At 60.9% G+C, this 21,801-nt stretch carries 18 protein-coding genes and 1 pseudogene; 14 read left to right on the top strand and 5 right to left on the bottom strand.

All coding sequences use genetic code 11. The features are described from left to right. Positions 1–21 precede the first annotated feature (21 nt). The 8 genes from D0T11_RS01845 (at position 22) to D0T11_RS01810 (ending at position 9,072) form a co-directional block, all read left to right on the top strand. Positions 22–1,446: an LptF/LptG family permease gene (locus tag D0T11_RS01845; RefSeq protein WP_119654076.1), complete on the top strand. Its 1,425-nt coding sequence runs from the start codon at positions 22–24 to the stop codon at positions 1,444–1,446. 226 nt (positions 1,447–1,672) lie between these two features. After that, the gene (gene rpsO / locus D0T11_RS01840) at positions 1,673–1,948 is read left to right on the top strand and encodes a 30S ribosomal protein S15 (RefSeq protein ID WP_119654075.1); all 276 of its coding nucleotides are present in this window, start codon (positions 1,673–1,675) and stop codon (positions 1,946–1,948) included. 199 nt (positions 1,949–2,147) lie between these two features. Continuing rightward, positions 2,148–4,307 (top strand): polyribonucleotide nucleotidyltransferase, encoded by a 2,160-nt coding sequence (gene pnp / locus D0T11_RS01835; RefSeq protein WP_119654074.1) that lies wholly within the window; start codon positions 2,148–2,150, stop codon positions 4,305–4,307. A gap of 138 nt (positions 4,308–4,445) precedes the next feature. After that, positions 4,446–5,309 carry a sigma-70 family RNA polymerase sigma factor gene (locus D0T11_RS01830; RefSeq protein ID WP_073111364.1) on the top strand — a complete coding sequence of 288 codons (864 nt, stop codon included), beginning with the start codon at positions 4,446–4,448 and terminating at the stop codon, positions 5,307–5,309. Between the two features lie 257 nt (positions 5,310–5,566). Further along, positions 5,567–6,514 (top strand): thioredoxin-disulfide reductase, encoded by a 948-nt coding sequence (gene trxB, locus D0T11_RS01825; protein ID WP_119654073.1) that lies wholly within the window; start codon positions 5,567–5,569, stop codon positions 6,512–6,514. A 132-nt stretch (positions 6,515–6,646) separates the two neighbouring features. Next, positions 6,647–7,774, top strand: a complete 1,128-nt coding sequence (locus D0T11_RS01820; RefSeq protein ID WP_245990574.1) for a M23 family metallopeptidase — start codon at positions 6,647–6,649, stop codon at positions 7,772–7,774. A 124-nt stretch (positions 7,775–7,898) separates the two neighbouring features. Beyond that, the gene (gene bshB1, locus D0T11_RS01815) at positions 7,899–8,618 is read left to right on the top strand and encodes a bacillithiol biosynthesis deacetylase BshB1 (RefSeq protein WP_119654072.1); all 720 of its coding nucleotides are present in this window, start codon (positions 7,899–7,901) and stop codon (positions 8,616–8,618) included. Between the two features lie 235 nt (positions 8,619–8,853). Beyond that, entirely contained in the window at positions 8,854–9,072 is a 219-nt protein-coding gene (locus tag D0T11_RS01810; protein WP_147374478.1) for a hypothetical protein, read from the top strand. Positions 9,073–9,137: 65 nt separating this feature from the next. Here D0T11_RS01810 and accC read toward each other — a convergent pair whose 3' ends face one another. Further along, on the bottom strand, positions 9,138–10,649 hold the full coding sequence (gene accC / locus D0T11_RS01805; RefSeq protein WP_119654070.1) for an acetyl-CoA carboxylase biotin carboxylase subunit: 1,512 nt from the start codon (positions 10,647–10,649) through the stop codon (positions 9,138–9,140). Positions 10,650–10,929: 280 nt separating this feature from the next. Between accC and D0T11_RS01800 the strand changes: the two genes are divergently transcribed. Together D0T11_RS01800 and D0T11_RS01795 are read left to right on the top strand one after the other, a co-directional pair. Continuing rightward, positions 10,930–12,180, top strand: coding sequence for an aminotransferase class I/II-fold pyridoxal phosphate-dependent enzyme (locus D0T11_RS01800; protein ID WP_119654069.1), 1,251 nt, complete (start codon positions 10,930–10,932; stop codon positions 12,178–12,180). Positions 12,181–12,419: 239 nt separating this feature from the next. Continuing rightward, positions 12,420–12,590: pseudogene (locus D0T11_RS01795) on the top strand (histone H1); the annotation flags it as partial. 183 nt (positions 12,591–12,773) lie between these two features. On the opposite strand, the gene tyrS reads toward D0T11_RS01795, so the two are convergent. Then, a complete protein-coding gene (tyrS, locus tag D0T11_RS01790; protein WP_119654067.1) occupies positions 12,774–14,114 on the bottom strand; it encodes a tyrosine--tRNA ligase in 1,341 nt (446 codons plus the stop codon). A 196-nt stretch (positions 14,115–14,310) separates the two neighbouring features. Here tyrS and holA point away from each other — a divergent pair, with 196 nt between their 5' ends. From holA to D0T11_RS01770, 4 genes are all read left to right on the top strand, one after another. Continuing rightward, on the top strand, positions 14,311–15,387 hold the full coding sequence (holA, locus tag D0T11_RS01785) for a DNA polymerase III subunit delta (protein WP_119654066.1): 1,077 nt from the start codon (positions 14,311–14,313) through the stop codon (positions 15,385–15,387). 37 nt (positions 15,388–15,424) lie between these two features. Beyond that, the gene (locus tag D0T11_RS01780) at positions 15,425–15,928 is read left to right on the top strand and encodes a GyrI-like domain-containing protein (protein WP_119654065.1); all 504 of its coding nucleotides are present in this window, start codon (positions 15,425–15,427) and stop codon (positions 15,926–15,928) included. 99 nt (positions 15,929–16,027) lie between these two features. After that, complete coding sequence (locus tag D0T11_RS01775; RefSeq protein WP_119654064.1) at positions 16,028–16,294, top strand: hypothetical protein; 267 nt, start codon at positions 16,028–16,030, stop codon at positions 16,292–16,294. A gap of 370 nt (positions 16,295–16,664) precedes the next feature. Further along, complete coding sequence (locus D0T11_RS01770; protein ID WP_119654063.1) at positions 16,665–17,747, top strand: LLM class flavin-dependent oxidoreductase; 1,083 nt, start codon at positions 16,665–16,667, stop codon at positions 17,745–17,747. A 187-nt stretch (positions 17,748–17,934) separates the two neighbouring features. Here D0T11_RS01770 and D0T11_RS01765 read toward each other — a convergent pair whose 3' ends face one another. From D0T11_RS01765 to D0T11_RS01755, 3 genes are all read right to left on the bottom strand, one after another. Next, positions 17,935–18,354 (bottom strand): hypothetical protein, encoded by a 420-nt coding sequence (locus D0T11_RS01765; RefSeq protein WP_119654062.1) that lies wholly within the window; start codon positions 18,352–18,354, stop codon positions 17,935–17,937. A gap of 80 nt (positions 18,355–18,434) precedes the next feature. Further along, positions 18,435–19,085 (bottom strand): helix-turn-helix domain-containing protein, encoded by a 651-nt coding sequence (locus tag D0T11_RS23295; protein ID WP_119654061.1) that lies wholly within the window; start codon positions 19,083–19,085, stop codon positions 18,435–18,437. Positions 19,086–19,514: 429 nt separating this feature from the next. Continuing rightward, the gene (locus D0T11_RS01755) at positions 19,515–21,716 is read right to left on the bottom strand and encodes a DNA cytosine methyltransferase (protein ID WP_182888205.1); all 2,202 of its coding nucleotides are present in this window, start codon (positions 21,714–21,716) and stop codon (positions 19,515–19,517) included. Between the last annotated feature and the right edge of the window lie 85 nt (positions 21,717–21,801).

Genomic DNA, 21,801 nt, shown 5'->3' with positions numbered 1-21,801 from the left:
GGAGCAGTTACGGCCAGTTGTATGAAAAAACTCGATAAGCTGATTTTACAGGCCTTTGCTGGGCCTTTCCTGCTCACCTTCGCGGTCGTGCAGTTCATCTTCCTGATGCAGTTCATGATGAAATACATGGACGATCTGGTGGGCAAGGACCTGGGTCTGGGCGTTATTGCCCAACTGCTGTTCTACTTCAGCGTGCTCATCGTGCCCATTTCCCTGCCCCTGGCCGTGCTGCTGTCCTCGCTGATGACCTTCGGCACGCTGGGCGAGCACCACGAGCTGACGGCCATCAAAACGGCCGGCATTTCGCTCACCCGCATCCTGCGGCCGGTGCTGCTGGTGAGCCTGGTGCTGGCCGGCGGGGCCTTCTGGTTCAACAACACTATCGTGCCGCTGGCCAATCTGGAAGCGTACAGCCTGCTCTGGGACGTGCGCCAGCAGAAACTGGCCCTCGACATCCGGGAAGGCGTGTTCTACAACGGCATTCCGGGCTACACCATCAAGGTAAACCACAAGGAGGGCGAAAATGGCGACTTGCTTAAAGGCGTCATGATTTACGACCACACGCAAGGCCGGGGCAGCAGCACCGTGATTCTGGCCGAATCGGGCCGCATGTTTACCCGCTTCGGGGGGCAGTACCTGGGCCTGGAGCTGTTTAAGGGGCGTTCCTACGTGGAGCAGCCCAGCGCCCGCAGCGGTTCCGGAGCCAGCTTCATCCGCCAGAAATTCGACCGCAACGTCATCACGTTCTCGCTGGCCTCCTTCGGGCTCGACCGCACCAAAAAGGAGCTGTTCAAGGAAAATAAGATGATGCTCGACCTGGGCCAGCTAAGCCATACCACCGACTCGCTGCACAACCGCCTGGGCCTGGAGCGGCGGCAGCTTATCCAGCAGCTCAACCCCTACTACACCTACCTGCGCCTCGATACCATCGGCCAGGCCGCCCAGCAGCGGGTGGAAAACTGGGAAATAGCCCCCACCCGGCTCCAGCCCGACAACTACCTCATTGCCCAGCAGGCGGCCAACCGGGCCCGCAACGTGCGGGCCTTCCTGGCCACCTCGGCCGAGCGGCTGACCAACCTGAGCAAGGAAACGGCCAACTACCGCATCGAAACGTACCGGAAGTTCACCCAGTCGGCCGCCATTTTGCTCATGTTCCTGATCGGGGCTCCGCTGGGGGCCATCATCAAGAAGGGCGGCCTGGGCATCCCGATTCTGGTGTCCATCGTGTTCTTCATCATCTACTACGTCTTTTCCATCATGGGCGAGAAGTACGGCCGCGAGATGGTGATGCCCGTGGGCGTAGGCATGTGGATGTCGGCCGCCATTCTGCTGCCCGTCGGCCTGTTCTTTCTCTACCAGGCCCGCCACGACTCCGGCCTGCTCGACATCGACTGGGGCCGCCTGATTCCGCGCCGCTTCCGCCGCGGCTACAAGAAGGCCGTTTGATGCCGAGTGCGAAGTAGGCGCTTTCGACGTGAGCGGAATGCGGTAGGGGCGACGAAGACGCAGGGATGGATACTGTTGGCGCATTGCGCAGTTAGCTGTTCTTGCAGCACCTTTATCAGCCGTAGCGCGCATTGCTCACATTAAATGCCTACCTTTGCGGCCACCCCGAGGTGCGGGGTGAATTTTCTTTCTTCTTTTAATCCAAGACGGGGCAACCTATCTGCCGATGCAACTGACTACCGAAGCAAAACAGGCTATTTTCGAGAAAAACAGCCTCCAGAAGACCTCCAAAGACACCGGTTCGGCCGAGTCGCAGATTGCGCTCTTCTCCCAACGCATCCTGGACCTGACCGAGCACCTGAAGGTGAACAAGAAGGATTTCTCGACTCGTTTGGGACTGCTCAAACTGGTGGGTAAGCGCCGCAGCATGTTGGACTACCTCATGCAGCGGGACATCAACCGCTACCGCGCCATCATCAAGGAGCTGGGCTTGCGCAAGTAATTGCCTGGTCCGAGAGCAGGGAGCCTTTCTTAAGCGAAAGGTTCCCTGCTCTTTTTTTGCCCCAAGCCGGCCGCCACCCTCCGCCGGTTTTGTTGCTTATTCTTCGAATCAACTTTTTTCAGAGCAAAACGGGGCCATTGCCGGCCCGGTTTTTTCGGCTGCTCGCCCGCTGCCACGCTTTCTACCAAAGCAACCTACGATGCCCAACTACCACGCGGTTACCAAGCACATCACCCTGCCCGACGGTCGGCAGATTTCCCTCGAAACCGGCAAACTGGCCAAGTTCGCCGACGGCGCTGTTGTGGTGCGCCTCGGCGACGCCATGCTGCTGGCCACGGTGGTTTCCCAGCCCAGCTCCCGCGGCGAGGTGGACTTTTTGCCCCTCTCAGTTGACTACCAGGAGAAATTCGGGGGTGCCGGCAACATCCCCGGCTCGTTCCAGCGCCGCGAAGGCCGCCTCTCGGACCACGAAATCCTGGTGTGCCGCATCGTCGACCGCATCCTGCGCCCGATGTTCCCCAAGGATTATCACTACGAGGTGCAGGTAATGATTACCCTGATTTCGGCCGATAAGACCGTGCAGCCGGACGCGCTGGCCGCCTTGGCCGCTTCGGCTGCCCTCTCGATTTCCGATATTCCGTTCGCCGGCCCCATCTCGGAGGTACGCGTGGCCCGCATCGACGGTAAGCTGCAAATCAACCCCCTCACCGCCGACATTGCCCGCGCCGACATCGACCTGATTGTGGGTGCTACCGCTGACTCGGTAGCCATGGTGGAAGGGGAGATGGACGAGGTGAGCGAGGAAGAAATGGTGGAAGCCATTGCCTACGCCCACGAAGCCATTAAGGCTCAGGTGAAGGCCCAGCTGGAGCTGGCTGCCGAGGTGGAGAAGTCGAAAGTGAAGCGCGACTATCCCAAGTACACCGAGAACGAGGAGCTCAAGCAGCGCATCACGGATGCCGTTTACCAGGGCGCCTACGACGTGGCTAAATCGGGCAACACCAGCAAGGCCGGCCGCAAGGAAGCTTTCGGCGCTATCAAGAAGCCGTTGCTGGAGAAGCTGCTCGAAGAAAACCCCGAGCTCGACCAGAAAATGTTCAGCCGCTACTACGCTTTGGCGGAGAAGAAAGGTATCCGCGACATGATGATCAAGGAGCGCACCCGCCTCGATGGCCGCGCCCTGACCCAGATTCGCCCCATCTGGAGCGAGGTGAACTACCTGCCCGGAGCCCACGGCTCGGCCCTGTTCACGCGCGGCGAAACCCAGTCGCTGACCACCGTAGCCCTCGGCACCAAGCTCGATGAGCAGATCATCGATACGGCCATGACGTCGGGCTATAGCAAGTTCATGCTGCACTACAACTTCCCGGCCTTCTCGACCGGTGAGGTGAAGCCTAACCGCGGCCCTGGCCGCCGCGAAATCGGCCACGGCAACCTGGCCCAACGCTCGCTGAAGAAGGTGATGCCTTCGGATGACGAGAACCCTTACACTGTCCGCATCGTGTCGGACATTCTGGAGTCGAACGGCTCGTCGTCGATGGCCACGGTGTGCGCCGGCTCGATGGCGCTGATGGACGCGGGTATTCCGATTCGGGCCGCCGTGTCGGGTATTGCCATGGGCCTCGTGCAGGACAAGGAAACCGGCGAATACGCCGTGCTTTCGGACATCCTGGGCGATGAGGACCACCTCGGCGACATGGACTTCAAAGTAACCGGCACCGAAAAAGGTATCGTAGCCTGCCAGATGGACATCAAAATCCAGGGGCTGAGCAGCGAAATCATGACTGCCGCGCTGCACCAGGCCCGCGAAGGCCGCCTGCACATTCTGGGTGAAATGGCCAAGACCATTGCCGAGACGGCCGCCGAGTTGAAGCCGCATACGCCCCGCTCGCACAAAATGCTGATCGACAAGGAGTACATCGGTGCCGTAATCGGACCCGGCGGCAAAGTCATTCAGCAGATCCAGAAGGATACCAACGCCACGGTTATCATCGAGGAGAAGGACGAGAAGGGCCACGTAAGCATCTACGCTTCCAACCAGGAAGACATGCAGGCGGCCATCGACCGCATCAACGCCATTGCGGCCACGCCCGAAGTGGGCGAAACCTACAAAGGCAAGGTGCGCAGCATCCAGCCCTACGGCGCGTTCGTGGAAATCATGCCGGGCAAAGATGGCTTGTTGCACATTTCGGAGGTGGCCCATGAACGCCTCGCCACGCTGGAAGGCGTGCTGGAAGTAGGGCAGGAGATTGACGTGAAACTGCTGGACATCGACAAGAAAACGGGCAAATACCGGCTCTCACGCAAGGTGTTGTTGGCCAAGCCCGAGCGGGCCGCCGACTCCAACGGCGCAGCTTAAACCGCCCGCGGCGAACTTAAGCGGGTATCGGCCTGTTGCATTTAACTGAGTCCGGTACCCGCCTAAGGGTCGCATCCGTAGAAGCGGATTAGAAACGACGTTTACTAGCATCAACAACTTCATTCTCTCGCGCCCGCAATGAGACAGCTAAAAATCAGCAAGCAGATCACCAACCGCGAAAGCCAGTCGCTGGATAAATACCTCCAGGAGATTGGCAAGGTGGACCTGCTGACCCCCGACGAGGAGGTAACGCTGGCGCAACGCATCAGGGAAGGTGACCAGCAGGCGCTGGAAAAACTGACCAAAGCTAACCTGCGCTTCGTAGTGTCGGTGGCCAAGCAATACCAGAACCAAGGGCTGAGCCTCGGTGATTTGATCAATGAGGGCAACCTGGGTTTGATTAAAGCCGCCAAGCGCTTTGACGAAACCCGGGGCTTTAAATTCATTTCCTACGCCGTCTGGTGGATCCGCCAGTCGATTCTGCAAGCCCTGGCCGAGCAGTCGCGCATCGTGCGTCTGCCCCTCAACCGGGTGGGCTCGCTGAACAAGATCAGCAAGTCGTTTTCGGAGCTGGAGCAGAAATTCGAGCGCGAGCCTTCGCCCGAGGAAATTGCCGAAGTGCTGGAGCTGACCACCTCGGAAGTGGTGGACACGCTCAAGATTTCGGGCCGCCACGTATCGGTAGATGCTCCGTTTGTGCAGGGTGAGGAAAACCGCCTGCTTGACGTACTCGAAAACGAGGACGAGGAGAGCCCCGACACGGGTCTGATGAACGACTCGCTCCGCAAAGAGGTGCAGCGCGCCCTGAGCACGCTCACCAAGCGCGAAGCCGACGTTATCACCCTTTACTTTGGCCTGAACGGGGAACACTCGCTCACGCTGGAGGAAATCGGAGAGAAGTTCAACCTGACCCGCGAGCGGGTTCGGCAGATCAAGGAAAAAGCCATCCGCCGCCTGCGCCACACCTCGCGCAGCAAAGCATTGAAACCGTATCTGGGGTAGGTTTTCTACTCCGCAGCATCAAACCCTGACCTATGGTTGGGGTTTTTTGTTGTAGTGGCTAGGCGTTTAAAACGGCCGTTGGCCTGACGAAGGAAAGACCTGCGCGGGGGAGCTCTCATTCAAGGGGGCTTACCGCACAGGGTGCTTCCGGATCAGGATGACGAGCGGTTCCGCCTAACCGGCCGCACTTGTTACCTTTGTACCCCTAAACTTCTTTCCTGCTGGTGCCGGTTTGTGCCGGTGCCATTTGCTGACTTATGGCCAATTCCACTCCTGAGCACATCAAGTGCCTGATTATCGGCTCCGGCCCGGCGGGCTACACGGCCGCTATTTACGCTTCCCGCGCGGGCCTCACGCCCGTCATGTACCAGGGGTTGCAGCCCGGCGGCCAGCTCACCATCACCAACGACGTGGAGAACTTCCCCGGCTACCCCGATGGGGTTATGGGGCCCGAGATGATGGAAGACCTCAAGAAGCAGGCCGCCCGCTTCGGTTCCGATATCCGCTACGGCATTGCCACGGCCGTGGACTTTGAGAGCCACCCGCGCCGCATCACGATTGATGAGAGCCTGGCCCTGACTGCCGATACGGTTATTATTGCCACCGGGGCCTCGGCCAAGTGGCTGGGCCTGCCCTCCGAGCAGCGCCTGAACGGCTCGGGCGTATCGGCCTGCGCCGTGTGCGACGGGTTCTTCTACCGGGGCAAGGACGTGGCCATCGTGGGCGCCGGCGATACGGCGGCCGAGGAGGCCACTTACCTGGCCAACCTATGCTCGAAGGTGTACATGATTGTGCGCAAGGGCGAAATGAAGGCCTCGAAAATCATGCAGAAGCGGGTGCTCGACAACCCCAAGATCGAGGTGCTCTGGAACACGGTAACCGACGAAATCCTGGGCGAGCATGCCGTCGACGGCGTGCGGGTGAAAAACGTGCTGGACGGCACCACCCGCGAGCTGGCGGTGGAAGGCTTCTTCGTGGCTATCGGGCACGAGCCCAACTCCAAAATATTCCAGCCCTACCTGCACCACGACGAGCAGGGCTACCTCAAAACCCTGCCCGGCACGGCCAAAACCAACGTCGACGGTGTGTTTGCCTGCGGCGACGTGCAGGACTTCACCTACCGCCAGGCCGTAACGGCCGCCGGTTCGGGCTGCATGGCCGCCCTCGACGCGGAACGGTACCTGGCCGCTCTCGGCGACCATTAGTAGCGGTGGATGAGTGAATGAGTGATTGAGTGAATTGGCCGCTTATACCAGCCGGTTCTGTCGTGCGTTCATCGTGCTGCCTCAGTCACTCATTCGCTTATTCACTCATTCACTTATTTCATCTCTCTGCTCTTGCTCAAGTTTGCGAAATACTGGCTGCTGCCGCTGCTACTGATCGGGCTGTTTTTTGGCTTGCCCGGCCAGCTGCTGGCCCAGCGGCGCAAAACGCCCCAGCCCAAGGCCAAAGCCGGCACCCCCGACAAGCGGAAGGACTTTTTTCGTATCAAGTCGCCCACCATCCGCTACGTGCGGCCCGATACCACCATTCTCATCGAAACGGAGGAACTGCCCGACGAAGGATCCGACGCGGCCAAGTCCATCTTCTTCAACCCGGCCAAAAAACTCTCCATCGTGAGCGAGGACACGTCCTCCCTCGATGAAGGCGAGCAGCACATTGTGGAGATGAAGGAGGAGGTGCAGATTGACTCTTCCTGGATTCAGGTGGCCGGTTACTACGCCATCTGGGATACCCACAACATCAACCCTTACCGGGTAGACGGCCGCCGCATCAGGGATACGCTCAACCTCCGGCTCATTGAGCCCGAACGGCAGCGCTACGCCAAAATGCCGCTCAATGCCACGCCCATTACCTCCGACTTCGGCTTCCGGGGCTACCGCTGGCACTACGGCACCGACCTGGACCTGGACACCGGCGACTCGGTGAAAACCGCCTTCGACGGCGTGGTGCGGCTGGTGAAGTGGGATGGCTCGGGCTACGGCAACTACGTGCTGGTGCGCCACTACAACGGCATCGAAACGCTTTACGGCCACATGCAGAAGGCCGTCGTGACGCCGGGCACCTTCGTGAAGGCCGGGGAGCTGATCGGCTACGGGGGCAGCACGGGCCGTAGTAGTGGCTCCCACCTGCATTTTGAGGTGCGCTACGAGGGCAACCCCATCGACCCGGAAAAGCTCTACGACTTCCCCGACTACCACCTCATCAAGGACAATTTTCAGATCACGTCGAGCCTGTTTGCCTACTACAGCAAGTCGCTCAAGTACCGGGGCGGCAGCGTGCCGGGGGCCGGCAGCAGCAGTGCCCGGCCCACCCAGGCCCGCCGGGTCGTGACGCACAAAATCCGCAGCGGCGACACGCTTTCGGAAATTGCCCAGAAGTACGGCGTGTCGGTGTCGCAGCTGCGCCGCCTCAACGGCAACGTGAGCACCCTGCGCGTTGGGCGGGCGTTGCGAATCAAATAGGCAATTGACGGGCGGGAGGGTAAGGGGGCTGATTGCGGAACAGAGTCGTTGAACGGGCAGCCCCCTGGTCATTTCGCCCGCCATGCAGGTCCCCCGTCCTCCCCTCACTCAACCATTCCACCAGATGAAACTTGATGTACTGGCCCTCGGGGCGCACCCCGATGATGTAGAAATGTCCTGCTCCGGTACGCTGCTGGCAGCGGCGGCGGCAGGCAAGAAAATCGGTATCGTCGATTTCACCCGCGGCGAGCTGGGCACCCGCGGTACGCCCCAGACCCGGGCCGAGGAAGCCGGGCGGGCCAGCCGCATCCTGGGCCTGGATGCCCGCGAGAACCTGGGCATGGCCGATGGCTTCTTCCGCAACGACCGGGAGCACCAGCTGGTACTGGTGGCTGCTATCCGCCGCTACCAGCCCGATGTAGTGCTCTGCAACGCCATTCACGACCGGCACCCCGACCACGGCCGGGCCTCCCAGCTGGCTACTGAAGCGTGCTTTCTCTCGGGCCTGCGCATGATTGAAACCCTCGGCCACGACGGCCAGCCCCAGGCCGCCTGGCGTCCCCGGGTGGTGTACCACTACATCCAGGACCGTCAGATTGCCGCCGATTTTGTGGTTGATATCACGGCCCACTGGCCGAAAAAGTGGGAGGCCATTCAGGCCTATAAAACCCAGTTCCACGACCCCAACAGCCAGGAGCCGGCCACCTACCTGTCTACGCCGGCGTTCAGCGACTTTATGGAGGCCCGGGCCCGCGAGTTCGGCCACCTTATCGGGGTGCAATATGGGGAAGGTTTCACCCGTGAGCGGCCCGTTGGCGTGCGCGAAATCACGGACCTGATGTAGCGGGCTCCGATTTAAACCAGGCTGAAAAAGGCCTTCCGGGTAGCACTTGCCGCTATTCGGGAGGCCTTTGCTGGTAGCAACGGATCAGCTGGCTTCGAACGCGCCCGCTGGTTCGCCCCAAAGGAGGCCGTGGTTTCTGGAAAACGATGGGGCGGACTTGGTGGGAGCGTAGGCTTCACCATTGCGGGGGTAAAGGCACGACTGCTGCTCGATTTCCACGCGAACTGAAAGGTCGATGAATCAAGAAGTCTTATTGTTTTTGGTAGGGCCAATGGTCGCGTACGTGCTGGCTGGGGTTTATCATGGGTGCACGCGTTTTCGCAATCAATCTGCCAGCAAACCCGATTGGTTTTTGCTGGTGGCTGGCTGGGTCGGTGGGTTCGTTTTTTTCGTCTGTATACTGGGTTTTATCTTCCTGCTGCTCCATCCGATGGAAGTGCCGGAGCTGCCTTAACGGATACCAGAAACGCCCGGCCAAACTGGCCGGGCGTTTCTGGTATCCGAATTCGCATTCAACTCTTACCGTGCGCCCAGCCGGTTCCGCTTCCAGTTGGAGCCGGTAGCGGCGGGCATTTCCGAAGGGGCAACTGGAGCGCCCGGTTTCTTCGCCGTTAGCAGCATGGCGGCCAGCACGGCGGCTACCTCGGCGGTGGCCTGGTCGGGGGCGGCGGGCTTCAGGGCGTCGGCCGGGAAATGGTCGCGGATGAAGTTGGTGTCGAAGTTGCCGCTGACGAAGGCGGGATGGTTGAGCACGTAGGTTCCGAAGGCCAACGTGGTTTCGATGCCGGTAATCTGGTACTCGTCGATGGCGCGCAGCATCCGGGCAATGGCCTCGGCGCGGGTCGCGCCGTGCACCACGAGCTTGGCAATCATCGGGTCGTAGTAGATCGGGATGTCCATGCCCTGCTCGAAGCCGTCGTCCACGCGTACGCCGGGGCCCTGGGGGCGCACGTAGGTGGTGAGCGTCCCGATGTCGGGCAGGAAGTTGTTCTGCGGGTCTTCGGCGTACACGCGCAGCTCCAGCGAATGGCCGGTAATGGTCAGGTCTTCCTGGCGGAAGGGCAGGGGCTGGCCTTCCGCCACCCGGATCTGCTCCTTCACCAGGTCGAGGCCGGTGATTTGCTCCGTCACGGGGTGTTCCACCTGGAGGCGGGTGTTCATCTCCAGGAAGTAGAAGTTGTGCTTATCGTCGAGCAGGAACTCCACGGTGCCGGCCCCGGCGTAGTGGCAGGCCCGGGCCACGTCCACGGCGCAACGGCCCATTTCGGCCCGTAGCTCGGGCGTGAGCACCGCCGAGGGCGCTTCCTCAATCACCTTCTGGTGGCGGCGCTGGATGCTGCACTCGCGCTCGAACAAATGCACAATGTTGCCGTGCTCATCGCCGAGCACCTGAATTTCGATGTGGCGCGGGCCGGTCACGAACTTCTCGATGAACACGGCCCCGTCGCCGAAGGCCGACACGGCCTCGTTGATGGCCAGCTGCATCTGCTCCTCAAACTCGGCGTCGGCATTCACGATGCGCATGCCCTTACCGCCGCCCCCGGCCGAGGCCTTGATCAGGATGGGGTAGCCTACTTCGGCGGCGATGCGCCGGGCGGCGGGCACGTCGGATATGGCCTCGGCGGTGCCGGGTACCAGCGGGATGTTGTAGGCCTGCACGGCCTGCTTGGCCGAGAGCTTGTCGCCCATGATGTTCATGGCCTCGGGCGAAGGCCCCACGAAAATCAGCCCCGCTTCTTTCACCTGGCGGGCGAATTCGGCGTTTTCGCTCAGGAAACCATAGCCCGGGTGAATGGCATCGACGCCGAGCTGCTTGCACACCGCCAGGATTTTGTCGCCCCGCAGGTAGCTGTCTTTGCTGGCGGGCGGGCCTACGCACACGGCCTCGTCGGCGTAGCGCACGTGCAGGGCATTGCGGTCGGCTTCCGAGAAGATGGCCACGGTGGCAATGCCCATTTCCTTGGCCGAGCGCAGCACGCGCAGGGCAATTTCGCCGCGGTTGGCAACGAGCAGCTTGTTGATTTTTGTCATGGGAGGCAGAGAATAGGGGCGGAGGGGGCAGGAAGGAACGTGATGCGGAGCGCAGCCGGCGGCGGCACGACAGGCCATTTGTGGGGCCTTTTATCAGTTCTTTCCCCCAAAGAAACGCCATTCCAACGGCACCAAAAAACGGCCAGCTGCAATTCGACGCTGGTTGGATACCGGGCAGGTAACGGTTACCTTTGCGGATTGCCATAACTTTGTACATTACTCGGCGGTTAAGGCCTCACCCGTAACCACTGATTTCGTTTCACATTCAACCCGTTCCCTCGTGGATCTATTTGAGAAGATTGCCGCCAACCGCGGCCCGCTGGGCACCCACGCGCACTACGCGCACGGTTATTTTGCGTTCCCCAAGCTGGAAGGCGAAATCAAGCCCCGCATGATTTTCCGCGGCAAGGAGGTGCTCACCTGGAGCCTGAACAATTATCTGGGCCTGGCTAACCACCCCGAGGTGCGCCGCGCCGACGCCGAGGCCGCCGCCGAATTCGGCATGGCCCTGCCCATGGGCGCCCGCATGATGAGCGGCAACTCCAACCTGCACGAGCAGCTGGAAAGCGAGCTGGCCGAGTTTGTGATGAAGCCCGACTGCATGCTGCTCAACTTCGGCTACCAGGGCGTCGTGTCCATCATCGACGCGATGGTGAACCGCCACGACGTGATTGTATATGACGCCGAGTCGCACGCCTGCATCATTGATGGCGTGCGCCTGCACGCGGGCAAGCGCTTCGTGTACGTGCACAACGACATGGCGGGCCTCGAAAAGCAGTTGGAGCGCGCCCAGCGCATCATTGATGAAACCGGCGGCGGCATCCTCGTCATTACCGAGGGCGTATTCGGCATGTCGGGCAACCAGGGCGACCTGCGGGGGGTGCTCAAGCTGAAGGAGAAATTCCAGTTCCGTTTGTTCGTCGACGATGCCCACGGCTTCGGTACCCAGGGTGCCACCGGGGCCGGAACGGGCGAAGAACAGGGCGTGCAGGACGGCATTGACCTTTATTTTTCGACGTTTGCCAAGTCCATGGCCAGCATCGGGGCCTTCGTAGCGGGACCCGAGAACGTAATTGAATATTTGCGCTACAACATGCGCAGCCAGATTTTCGCGAAAAGCCTGCCCATGCCGCTGGTCGTAGGTGCTTTGAAGCGCCTGGAGCTGCTGCGCACCCAGCCCGAGCTGAAGGAAAACCTCTGGGTTATTGTGCGGGCCCTGCAAAGCGGCCTGCGCGAAAAAGGCTTCAACATCGGTACCACTACCTCCTGCGTGACGCCGGTGCTGCTCAGCGGCCAGCTCACGGATGCGGCCCAGATTACCTTCGATTTGCGGGAAAATCACGGTATTTTCTGCTCAATCGTGGTTTATCCCGTCGTGCCGAAGGACGTGATCATGCTCCGCCTCATTCCCACGGCCGTGCACACCCTGGATGACGTAGTGCTGACGATTAAAGCCTTCGAGGCCGTGCAGGACAAACTCTCCAAAGGGCTTTATTCCAAAGCCGAAGTGCCTGCCGGGCTGGCAGACTAATGTAACCACCAAGAAGTACAAAAGCCAGCTTCCCGCCGGGAGGCTGGCTTTTGTTTTAGGACTATTCGCAGGTAGTCCGGTAGACACAGTTGGGCTTGGGAGGGTGTGTTTGCACCAAAAAGTGCTTTATTGAGCTTGAAAAGGCATTTGAGAAAAAAAAATTGCCACTTGCTTGTATTTGAAATCACTGTATATTGGGCCTAGTTAACTCCTTTTCCACACCACATACCCCTCCCAAAATGAGCAATTTTAGCCAACTCAAAGATCTCGTGATGTCGCTGGAAGGCGACTTCGAAAAGTTCTACGACAAGCAGAACTCGGCTGCTGGTACCCGCGTGCGCAAAGGCATGCAGGAGCTCAAGAACATGGCCCAGACCATCCGCACTGAGGTGCAGAACAAGAAAAACGACGCCCCCGCTGCTGCGGCTCCTGCTAAAGCGGCTCCCGCTGCTAAAAAAGCGGCTCCTGCCAAAAAGAAGTAATTGAGCGGGCCGCCCCGCGCGGTTCGAGCAGCTACCAACAAAAGAGGCCCTGCCGATAAATCGGCAGGGCCTCTTTTGTTGGTAGCTGCTCGAACCGCCGCGTGGTTGTACTTACACTACCGTAATCAGGAAGTAGTTCTTCTTGCCCTTCTGGGCCACCACGTACTGGTCGAGCAGCAGCGGCACTTCGGTGGCTTGCTGCTCCAGGGTGGCCTTCTCGCGGTTCAGGCTCACGCCCCCGGCCTGAATCATCTTCTTGGCTTCACCCTTGGAAGCGAAGATGACGCCGCCCGTGGCTTCGCTGAGCAGGCTGATAACGTTGTGCCCGGCTAGGCTGGTGCGGGGCACCTGCACGTGGGGCACGCCGGCAAACACGTCGAGCAGCGTGGCCTCGTCGAGGGAGCTGAGCTCGCCGCCGCCGAACAGTACCTGGGAAGCCGCCAGGGCCGCCTCGTAGGCCACCTCGGAGTGCACCCGGATGGTAACGTCTTTGGCGAGGGCCTTTTGCAGGATGCGCAGGTTAGGGGCCTGGGCGTGCTCGGCTTCCAGGGCTTCGATTTCGGGCTGGCTCAGCAGCGTGAACACCCGGATGAGACGGGGCACGTCGGCATCGGCAGCGTTGAGGAAGAACTGGTAGAACTGGTAGGGGCTGGTGAGCGTGCCGTCGAGCCAGACGGTGCCGGTTTCGCTCTTGCCGTACTTGGTGCCGTCGGCCTTGGTGATGAGCTGGCCGGTGAGGGCGTAGGCTTTGGCTGGCTGTTGATTGTTGGCTGTTGGTTGTTCATTGGCCGTTGCTGGCTCGCCGCCCATGCGGCGGATGAGCTCGGTGCCGGTCGTGATGTTGCCCCACTGGTCGGAGGCGCCCATTTGCAGGGTGCAGCCGTATTCGCGGTAGAGGTGCACGAAGTCGTAGCCCTGGAGCAGCTGGTAGCTGAACTCGGTGTAGCTGATGCCGTCGGCGCCCGAGTCCTCGTTGCCGCCGATGCGGCGCTTCACCGAGTCTTTGGCCATCATGTAGTTTACCGTCAGGTGCTTGCCCACTTCCCGCAGGAAGCCCAGGAAGCCGAAGCCCTGGAACCAGTCGTAGTTGTTAACCACCTGCGCGCCGGTCGGGCCTGCCGAAAAGTCGAGAAACTTCTCCAGCTGGGCCTGAATGCCGGCCTGGTTGCGGCGCAGGGCCTGCTCATCGAGCAGGTTGCGCTCGGCCGACTTGCCCGAGGGGTCGCCGATCATGCCGGTAGCGCCGCCCACCAGCGCCAAAGGCCGGTGGCCGGCCCGCTGCAAGTGCACCAGCAGCATAATGGTGGCCAGGTTGCCGATGTGCAGGGAAGGGGCCGTCGGGTCGAAGCCGATGTAGCCGGTAACGGGGGCGTTGCTGAGCAGGTGTTCCTCGGTGCCGGGCATCATGTCGTGAAACATGCCGCGCCAGCGCAGTTCGTCGATGAGATTCATAGAAGGAGTTGTCAGGGGTTGGTTGTCAGTTGTCAGGCAGGTAAAACCGCGCCGGGGCGCAGTGCCCGCGGGGCTAAGTTGCTGGGCCGGGCACAAAGGTAGCGGCTCGGCGGTACCTTTGTTGTGAGTGGCGTGCGGGCTTTGGTAAGTGCACGCGGAAGCCTGACAACTGACAACGACCAACTGACAACCCATTATGCCCGTTTTCACGCCCGACGAAATCCTCCAGCAGCTGCCGCAGCGGCAGTTTGCGCCCGTGTATTTCCTGCAAGGCGAGGAGCCCTACTATATTGACCTAGTGGCCGACCTGCTGGAAAAGCACGTGCTGGCCGAGCCCGACAAGGGCTTCAACCAGGTGGTGCTGTATGGCAAGGACACCGACGTGGCCGGCATTCTGGGCCAGGCCAAGCGCTTCCCCATGATGGCCGAGCGCTCGGTGGTCATCGTGAAGGAAGCCCAGGCCGTGGCCGATCTGGAAGCGGAAAAAAGCTGGCCGTTTCTGGAAGCCTACCTCAAAAACCCGCTCCAGAGCACTGTGCTGGTGTTCTGCTACAAGCACAAAACCCTCGATGCCCGCAAGAAGCTGGGCAAGCTGCTCACCGGCGACAAAAAAGCGCCCGCCCCGGCCGGCACGGTGCTCATGACCAGCAAGAAGCTTTACGACAACCAGGTGGCCCCCTGGCTGACGGCCTACGTGCGCAGCAAGGGCCAGCAGATGACGCCCCAGGCCACCAATATGCTGGCCGAGTACATCGGGGGCGAATTGAGCCGGCTCACCAACGAGGTGGATAAGATGCTGCTCAACCTGCTGCCCGGCCACCGCATTGATGAGGACCTGGTGCAGCGCATGGTGGGCATCAGCAAGGACTACAATATCTTTGAGCTGCAAACGGCCCTCATCCGGCGCGACGTGCTCAAGGCCAACCGCATCCTGCTCTACTTCGAGGCCAACCCCAAAAACAACCCGCTCATCCCCAACCTTACCCTGCTCTTCAACTACTTTTCGCGCCTGCTGGCCCTGCACCAGCTGCCCAACCCCACCGATGCCGACTGGCTCAGGCTGGGTGTGCGCAACGCCTTCGCCCGCCGCGACTACCAGACCGGCCTGAAGGTGTTCGACTTCGGCCGCACCCGCGACATCGTGCACCTCATCCGCCGGGCCGACGCCCAGAGCAAGGGCATCGACGCGGGCTCGATGAGCGACGGCGAAATCCTGCGGGAGCTCATCTGGCTGGTGCTGCACCCGGTGCCTTTGCACGCCGTGACGGGGTAGGGGCCGGCCGTATTTCGGTTCTCCCTCCTCAATGCCCATGTCGGCCTTCCCCACTTTGCAGCCCCGCCTGTTCGATGCGCCCGCCCGCCACCTGGTGGGCCAGTGCCTGGTTATGTCGCGCGAGCACGACCGGACGCCGGAGCTGTGGCGGGCCTTTATGCCGCGCCGCCGGGAAATGGAGCCGCCCGTCGGCCCCGATTTATTTTCGGTGACGCAGTATCCGCCGGCGTATTTCGCTGCCTATTCGCCGCGCACCCAGTTTTGCAAGTGGGCGGCCCTGGAAGTGCCGGCCGCCACCCCGGTGCCACCGAATATGCAGGCCCTGGTGGTGCCCGCCGGCCGCTACGCCATCTTCGACTACCGGGGCTCCAGCCTCGACCCGCGCATCTTTCAGGCCATCCTGACGCAATGGCTGCCCACTTCGGGCTGGCTGCTCGACAGCACCCGTCCGCATCTGGAGGTGCTGGGTCCCGGCTACCGCAACGCCCACCCCAGCTCGGAAGAGGAAATCTGGCTGCCTGTTGCAGCGTGCGCCGGCTAGCGTTTCGGTTCGATTTGCGTACCAAGGCCGATGACGCGGCCTGAGGCCCCAAACTTGGGCTGCTGCTATTTCCCACTGTCTTCTTTACCACTTCCTCCCATGCAGGTTCTCGACATTATTGCCCTCTCGCCCCAGGAAACGTTTCTGGTGGGCTACCCCACGGAAAAAATGCTGCCCGGCCCCTGGCAGCTGCGCCGCAACGGCGAACTGGTGACCACCGTGGACGTAACCGGCCAGGCCGCCACCGAAGCCGACCAGCAGGGCAAGCTGGCCCCGCCCAGCGTGGTGACGTGCCGGGGCGCGGTAGATAAAAAGCAGTTCGACTTCACCCGCGACGAGGTGACGCTGGTGCGGGCAGAAAGCTGATAGCAGCGCCGTAGCCGCCAATCCGGGGCAGTGGCCGGTATTCGCAGCCGGTGCCTGCGGCCCGCAGGTGGCCCGCCTGCGGTACCGGGGAGTGGTTCAGGTGCCGCTGTTTAGGGTTGTGCCAGGAAGTCCAGGACTGCCGGGGTAGAGGCGGCGGGTACTCTGTAGGGAGGGGGCATCGTGGCTGGTTCCGGGCAACGGCAGTAGTTGCKGCGGGGGGGCGGGAAACTGCGGGCTTTCCGGCTCAGGTCCCGCAATCAATTTGCCCCGCCGGCGGTTATGCCTGTCTGCCGCCGGTCGAACGTCGCCCGCTGGCCCCACGCGTTTCTGCGGCCCCGGCCGCTGGAACCTGCCCTTCTTTTCGTCCTGCATGTCTTCCGTTTCTTCTTCCTGCTCCACTTCTTCGCTGGCCTTTTCCGTGCTCGATCTGGCCCCCATCAACGCCGGCAGCACCCCGGCCGATACCTTCCGCCACAGCCTCGACCTGGCCCAAAACGTGGAGCGGCTGGGCTACACCCGCTACTGGCTCTCGGAGCACCACAACATGGCCAGCGTGGCCAGCTCGGCCCCGGTCGTACTCATCGGCCACCTGGCGGGCGGCACCACCACGCTGCGCATCGGCTCGGGGGGCGTGATGCTGCCCAACCACGCCCCGCTGGTGGTAGCTGAGCAGTTCGGTACGCTGGCCACGCTGTATCCGGGCCGCATCGATCTGGGCCTGGGCCGGGCTCCGGGCTCCGATCAGGCAACGGCCCAGGCTATCCGGGGCGGCCGTTTCGGCGGGGTGCAGGATTTCCCGCGCGACATTCAGCAATTGCAGACCTACTTCTCCACTACCAACCGCACCAACGCCGTGCGCGCCATTCCGGGCGAAGGGCTGGACATCCCGCTCTACATCCTGGGTTCGAGCACCGACAGCGCCTACCTGGCTGCCGCCCTAGGCCTGCCCTACGCCTTTGCCAGCCATTTTGCGCCGGGCCAGCTGCTGCCGGCCCTGGAGATCTACCGCCAGCACTTCCGGCCCTCGACCCACCTGGCCGCCCCCTATGTTATTGCCTGCGTGAACGTGGTGGCCGCCGACACCGACGCCGAGGCTCAACGCCTTTCCACATCGTTGCAGCAGTTCATGCTGGGGGTCATCAAGGGCCGCCCGGCGCCGTTGCAGCCCCCCGTGGACTCTATGCGCGGGCTGTGGGAGCCCGCCCACCAGCACGCCGTGGGGCAGATGCTGGCCTATTCGTTTATCGGCAGCCAAGCCACCATTGAGCGCGAGCTGCGCGAGTTTGTGGACCAGACGCAGGTGAATGAGCTCATGGCCGTGTCCAACATTTTCAGTCATCAGGCCCGGGTATATTCCTACCAGCTGCTGGCGGAAGTGCTGCGCGGCCTGCCCCCGGGGCCACTCGAAGCCGGGCTGGTAGGCGCGGCACTTCTGCCAGGCCGCGCCCGCTAGATTGCCCTGCGCATGGGCGCGGCCCGCGTAGCGGCCAACTACCACCGCTACGCGGCCACCTTGCAACCGGTGAGCTCTCGCCCGCCCGTACGTGCGCTCCGGGCTCCGCCGAAGCGGTTGCGCACACAAAAAAACCACCCCGGTACCTGGTACCGGGGTGGTTTTTTTGCGCGCAACGAAGAGGCGCTTACGCGGGCAGGGTGGCGCGGTGGGCGGCAATGCCGGAGAGCACGGCCGTGAGCACGTCTACCTGGCTCTGCACCTGGGCGGCATCCACGGTGCTCAGGAAACGGTCGGTGCCGGCGCTGGTGCGGTTGCCTTTCATGATTTTCTTGCGCTGGGCCTGGAGCAGCTCCAGGGCGTCGTTGGCATCCTGTTGCTGCTCGGCACTGAGGCCGGCCAGGGCGGCCTGGCCCTGGGCAATGAGGATTTCACCGTCTTTTTTGGCCAGGGCGGCCGCGCCGCTGATCTGGCTGCGGCTGGCCCGCTCGTCGGCAATATCAAGGCCGGTGTCGCGGTAGCTGAACGTTTTCAGCTCGAAGGTCACGTCGGCCGTAGCGGCGTCGCACTCGGCGCGGGTGGTCAATAAGGCATAATCGGGGTTCATGGTAAGAAGGGATAAAGGGTTGAAAAAAGAAAGGATACTGGGCGCTATAACGCAGAGTAGTCAGCGGTAGTATGTGGGCATTAATTTTCGACTGCCGGGAGCAAGGCCGCGTCCAGGGCGGCGGCCTCGGCCAGCAGGCCGGCGGCCTGGGCGCGCAGGCGGAGGCAGCCTGTTACGTCGGCAGCCGGCAGGGGCCGGGCGCGGAACGTGAGCCAGCCCCGCAGCCAGCGGGCGTGGTCGGGGGCGCGGGTCGGGTCGAAGGCGTCGGCGGCCTGGGCCAGGGCGGCGGCCAGCGCCTGCGCGGCCGGGCTAGCGGCGGGCAGGGCATCCGGGGCGGCGGTATCCGGGTCGGGGGGGAGCAGGGCGGGCAGGGCGGCGGCCCAGCGGGCGGCCACGTGGGCGCGGGCCACCAGCGCGTCGGCCTGGGCCAACAGGCGTTCGGCCCGGTGCCGGCACTCGCGCCGCCGGAAGTCGAGGTCGGCCGCGTCGGGGGCGGGCGCAGGGGGGGGCAGGGCCGCGCCGGGGCCGGGGTCGGCGGGCACCTGGGGCGGGGGCAACTGGAGCAGCAGCGGCAGCAGGGCTGCCCGCACGGCCGGCGTGAGGGGCCGGCGGTTGGTTTCCAAGTCGCGGACCAGGGACGGGCTGATGCCCAGGTACAAGGCCAGCTCGGCCTGGGTGAGGCCAAACCAGGCCCGCACGCGGGCCACCAGGGAAGGAGCGGAAGCGGACATCGGAGGAAGATTTGCGCGGTTTTTCGAAATATATAAAAAAAGCGCGCAAAAGAATCGCCCCTGTTTGCGCGCTTTTTTTAGAAAAAGGTGAAAAGCGCGCAAGTTGCTCCCTGGGCCGGGACCATCCCGGACCACTAGGCCAGCCGGATGACGTGCCGACGGTAGAATCAGGACTGTTTTCGAGTTGCTACCTGAGTAGTTGCCTTACCTCTGGCTCCTTGCACGGTAAATCACCCAGCCGGCATCGCCCCTGAAAAGACGAAGCCCCGGCTGTTGACGCAGCCGGGGCCTCAGCAGGTGGGTGGATTCAGCACTCCGCATCCCAAGCAGAATGGGTAAACGTGCAGAACGGAAAGAGGCTGGTGGCAAGTAAGAAGCTTCTCAAACACGAAGCGTGCTATATGCGGCTCATTGCTTTCATGAGAGAATTTATTCCGCAACAGAATCTAACCATTTCCCAACCACTTCCAAATAAATATCAATATGAGCTTGCTTCGCACCTAGTTTCGGATTCTGAAGCATTGCATTTACATCTTTCAGAGCTATTTGAATTTCTTTAGCCGACAATTCTGCTGCCATCCAACTGAGAAAATCCATAATATCAATTACCGCAATATCGCGTTGAACTGGACCGAGAGTCAACGCCATTGCCGCCGGCTCTCGCAGATCATCATCTGAGTTAACGCTGGCGGCGATAATTACATATTTATGTAACCCCGCCCGATCCATCTTTTCGCGAAAATCAGGCAGCCGACTTTTCCAATCGGGCCGCATAGTGACTTCGTAAGCACGAATAATATTTTCATCAATAAATTCTTCAATATCACCCGCCGTACCATCGGATTTATCAGCTGCGTTGAAATTATGCGTTTCAACGCGGATATTTTGCTTGGACCGTAGTGCGCGTAGAAGCGCGGCCACCAGGAATTGTTGAATAGAGCCTCCTACCTGCGTCTCAACCAGGGCCTTGAACAGCATCTTGGCCCGAACGAACGAAAGGGCATCTGCACTGAGCGCGGGGAGTACCACAGGTAATACGCGGGAATCGGCGAACATCGAAGCCATCAACAGCGCGGTACGAGTGACCTCATCCTGGTTTGCCTGACTTATAATAGTGATAAATTCGCCAAATCGGCTGTCGGTTCGAAGGTTGAAGTTGGGTTGATCCCCTTTAGCACCTATATTTTCTCCCCAGGCAGTTACCTGACCTAGTGTAATATGGCGGTGTTTCAATTCCGCACCTAATAATTTGTCTCCGTTCTTGCCACGATAGCCGGTGGGTAAACTTGTGAAATCGTATTCAGGAGCAATAACTTTATAAAATACCAGGAACAGACAGCCGGTTTTCACACTGTTAGATTTTCTGCCTTTAAGAAGCTTGATTACGGCCTCCCGGTATTTAGCGGACGGTATTTCAGCAGGCTTTAAACCGTTTTCAGAATTCGTGAACCGATCAATCGTTTCAGTTAATGCCTGGACGGACTGCCAGATAGTGCTTTCCTCTTTTTGCGCCATATAGGTAATGGTTTTCTCTGAAAATAGCCCTAACTGGATATTGGCGGGCATCAGTTGAGAGAATTTTAGTTGATTTAGTTGTTGCTCTTGTTGTGTCGCGTTTTCAGGGTGTTCGCGTAAATGAATGACTAATTGTTCGCCAATCACATAGGCTAGATGGGGGGGCACTGCGTTTCCGATTTGCCGGTATTGGGAGCTTTGCGGGCCGGAGAATTGCATATCAAGGGGAAAGGTTTGCAAAGCCGCTGACTCTTCTATTGTCAGCCGTCTGGCTCCTGGCAAATCTCCGGTTTGTGGCCCCCCGCCTCTGCTCAAGTGCCCGTGGTAAGCGGTTATGCTATCCGCATCGGCAATGAAGTGGGTTTTGTTACCCCCTGCGGAAGCTAACAGCGTAGGAGCCGGCTGCTCCAGATCCAGGGGGCGTCCGCCCCCATTGTAAAGCTGGCCGTGATAAGGGTTAGGCCGCAGGCTGGGGTTGCGGGCGTACGTGATTTTGGCCGTATTCTTCGTCTGACTTACCACCGTACTCAAAACTTCACCGGAGGAGACGTAGGCAAAATCTCGGTGTGGCCCATGGGTAGGTTCAGGAAACGTAAATGTGCCCTCCCGAACGCCTATCACGATTAACCGCTTGCGAATTTGTGGCACTCCGTAATCGGCTGCATTCACGACCCGCCAAGTAATAGTGTACCCAAGATCTTCTAACTTGGCTAACACGGAATCCAAGTAAAGGCGTCGGTCGCCTACGGTAAGGCCATTTACGTTTTCCATTAAGAAGGCACGGGGTGCCACAACCCGAACGGCTTCAACAAATGTCGGTATCATGTCGCGGGCATCTTCCGCCGCGTTTCGTAGGCCCCCCGACGAGAAGGGTTGGCACGGGGGGCCACCACAAACCACATCAACCTTACCCCGATACTTGGAAAAGTCAATCGTCCGTACGTCGGCGCAACTTACTGTCGCGTCGGGAAATTTCAGCGCGAAGGTTTTAGCCGCGTGTTTGTCGTACTCAACCGCGTAGAGGCTACTGATACCTGCTTGGTGGAGCCCAATAGAGAGGCCGCCGGCTCCGGCGAATAAGTCGATACTACTGTAAGGTTTATCCGGGCCTTCCATGGCCGGGAGCGGTTTCAGGAATTGTCTTTCATGTGTGCTCATCTAAGGCGTTGAATTTTGATTCCAGGTCAGGAACGGTATTTAG

This window comes from Hymenobacter rubripertinctus (assembly GCF_003583925.1).
GTDB classification, from domain to species: domain Bacteria; phylum Bacteroidota; class Bacteroidia; order Cytophagales; family Hymenobacteraceae; genus Hymenobacter; species Hymenobacter rubripertinctus.
Note: the sequence above shows the minus strand (reverse complement) of the source record. Positions and strands in the feature narration are given on the sequence as shown.

Excerpts from the sequence above, each read along its gene's own strand:
- D0T11_RS01845 (WP_119654076.1), top strand. The coding sequence starts at position 22 with ATGAAAAAACTCGATAAGCTGATTTTACAGGCCTTTGCTGGGCCTTTC.
- rpsO (WP_119654075.1), top strand. The coding sequence starts at position 1,673 with ATGCAACTGACTACCGAAGCAAAACAGGCTATTTTCGAGAAAAACAGC.
- pnp (WP_119654074.1), top strand. The coding sequence starts at position 2,148 with ATGCCCAACTACCACGCGGTTACCAAGCACATCACCCTGCCCGACGGT.
- D0T11_RS01830 (WP_073111364.1), top strand. The coding sequence starts at position 4,446 with ATGAGACAGCTAAAAATCAGCAAGCAGATCACCAACCGCGAAAGCCAG.
- trxB (WP_119654073.1), top strand. The coding sequence starts at position 5,567 with ATGGCCAATTCCACTCCTGAGCACATCAAGTGCCTGATTATCGGCTCC.
- bshB1 (WP_119654072.1), top strand. The coding sequence starts at position 7,899 with ATGAAACTTGATGTACTGGCCCTCGGGGCGCACCCCGATGATGTAGAA.
- D0T11_RS01810 (WP_147374478.1), top strand. The coding sequence starts at position 8,854 with ATGAATCAAGAAGTCTTATTGTTTTTGGTAGGGCCAATGGTCGCGTAC.
- accC (WP_119654070.1), bottom strand. The coding sequence starts at position 10,649 with ATGACAAAAATCAACAAGCTGCTCGTTGCCAACCGCGGCGAAATTGCC.
- tyrS (WP_119654067.1), bottom strand. The coding sequence starts at position 14,114 with ATGAATCTCATCGACGAACTGCGCTGGCGCGGCATGTTTCACGACATG.
- holA (WP_119654066.1), top strand. The coding sequence starts at position 14,311 with ATGCCCGTTTTCACGCCCGACGAAATCCTCCAGCAGCTGCCGCAGCGG.
- D0T11_RS01780 (WP_119654065.1), top strand. The coding sequence starts at position 15,425 with ATGTCGGCCTTCCCCACTTTGCAGCCCCGCCTGTTCGATGCGCCCGCC.
- D0T11_RS01775 (WP_119654064.1), top strand. The coding sequence starts at position 16,028 with ATGCAGGTTCTCGACATTATTGCCCTCTCGCCCCAGGAAACGTTTCTG.
- D0T11_RS01770 (WP_119654063.1), top strand. The coding sequence starts at position 16,665 with ATGTCTTCCGTTTCTTCTTCCTGCTCCACTTCTTCGCTGGCCTTTTCC.
- D0T11_RS01765 (WP_119654062.1), bottom strand. The coding sequence starts at position 18,354 with ATGAACCCCGATTATGCCTTATTGACCACCCGCGCCGAGTGCGACGCC.
- D0T11_RS23295 (WP_119654061.1), bottom strand. The coding sequence starts at position 19,085 with ATGTCCGCTTCCGCTCCTTCCCTGGTGGCCCGCGTGCGGGCCTGGTTT.
- D0T11_RS01755 (WP_182888205.1), bottom strand. The coding sequence starts at position 21,716 with ATGGAAGGCCCGGATAAACCTTACAGTAGTATCGACTTATTCGCCGGA.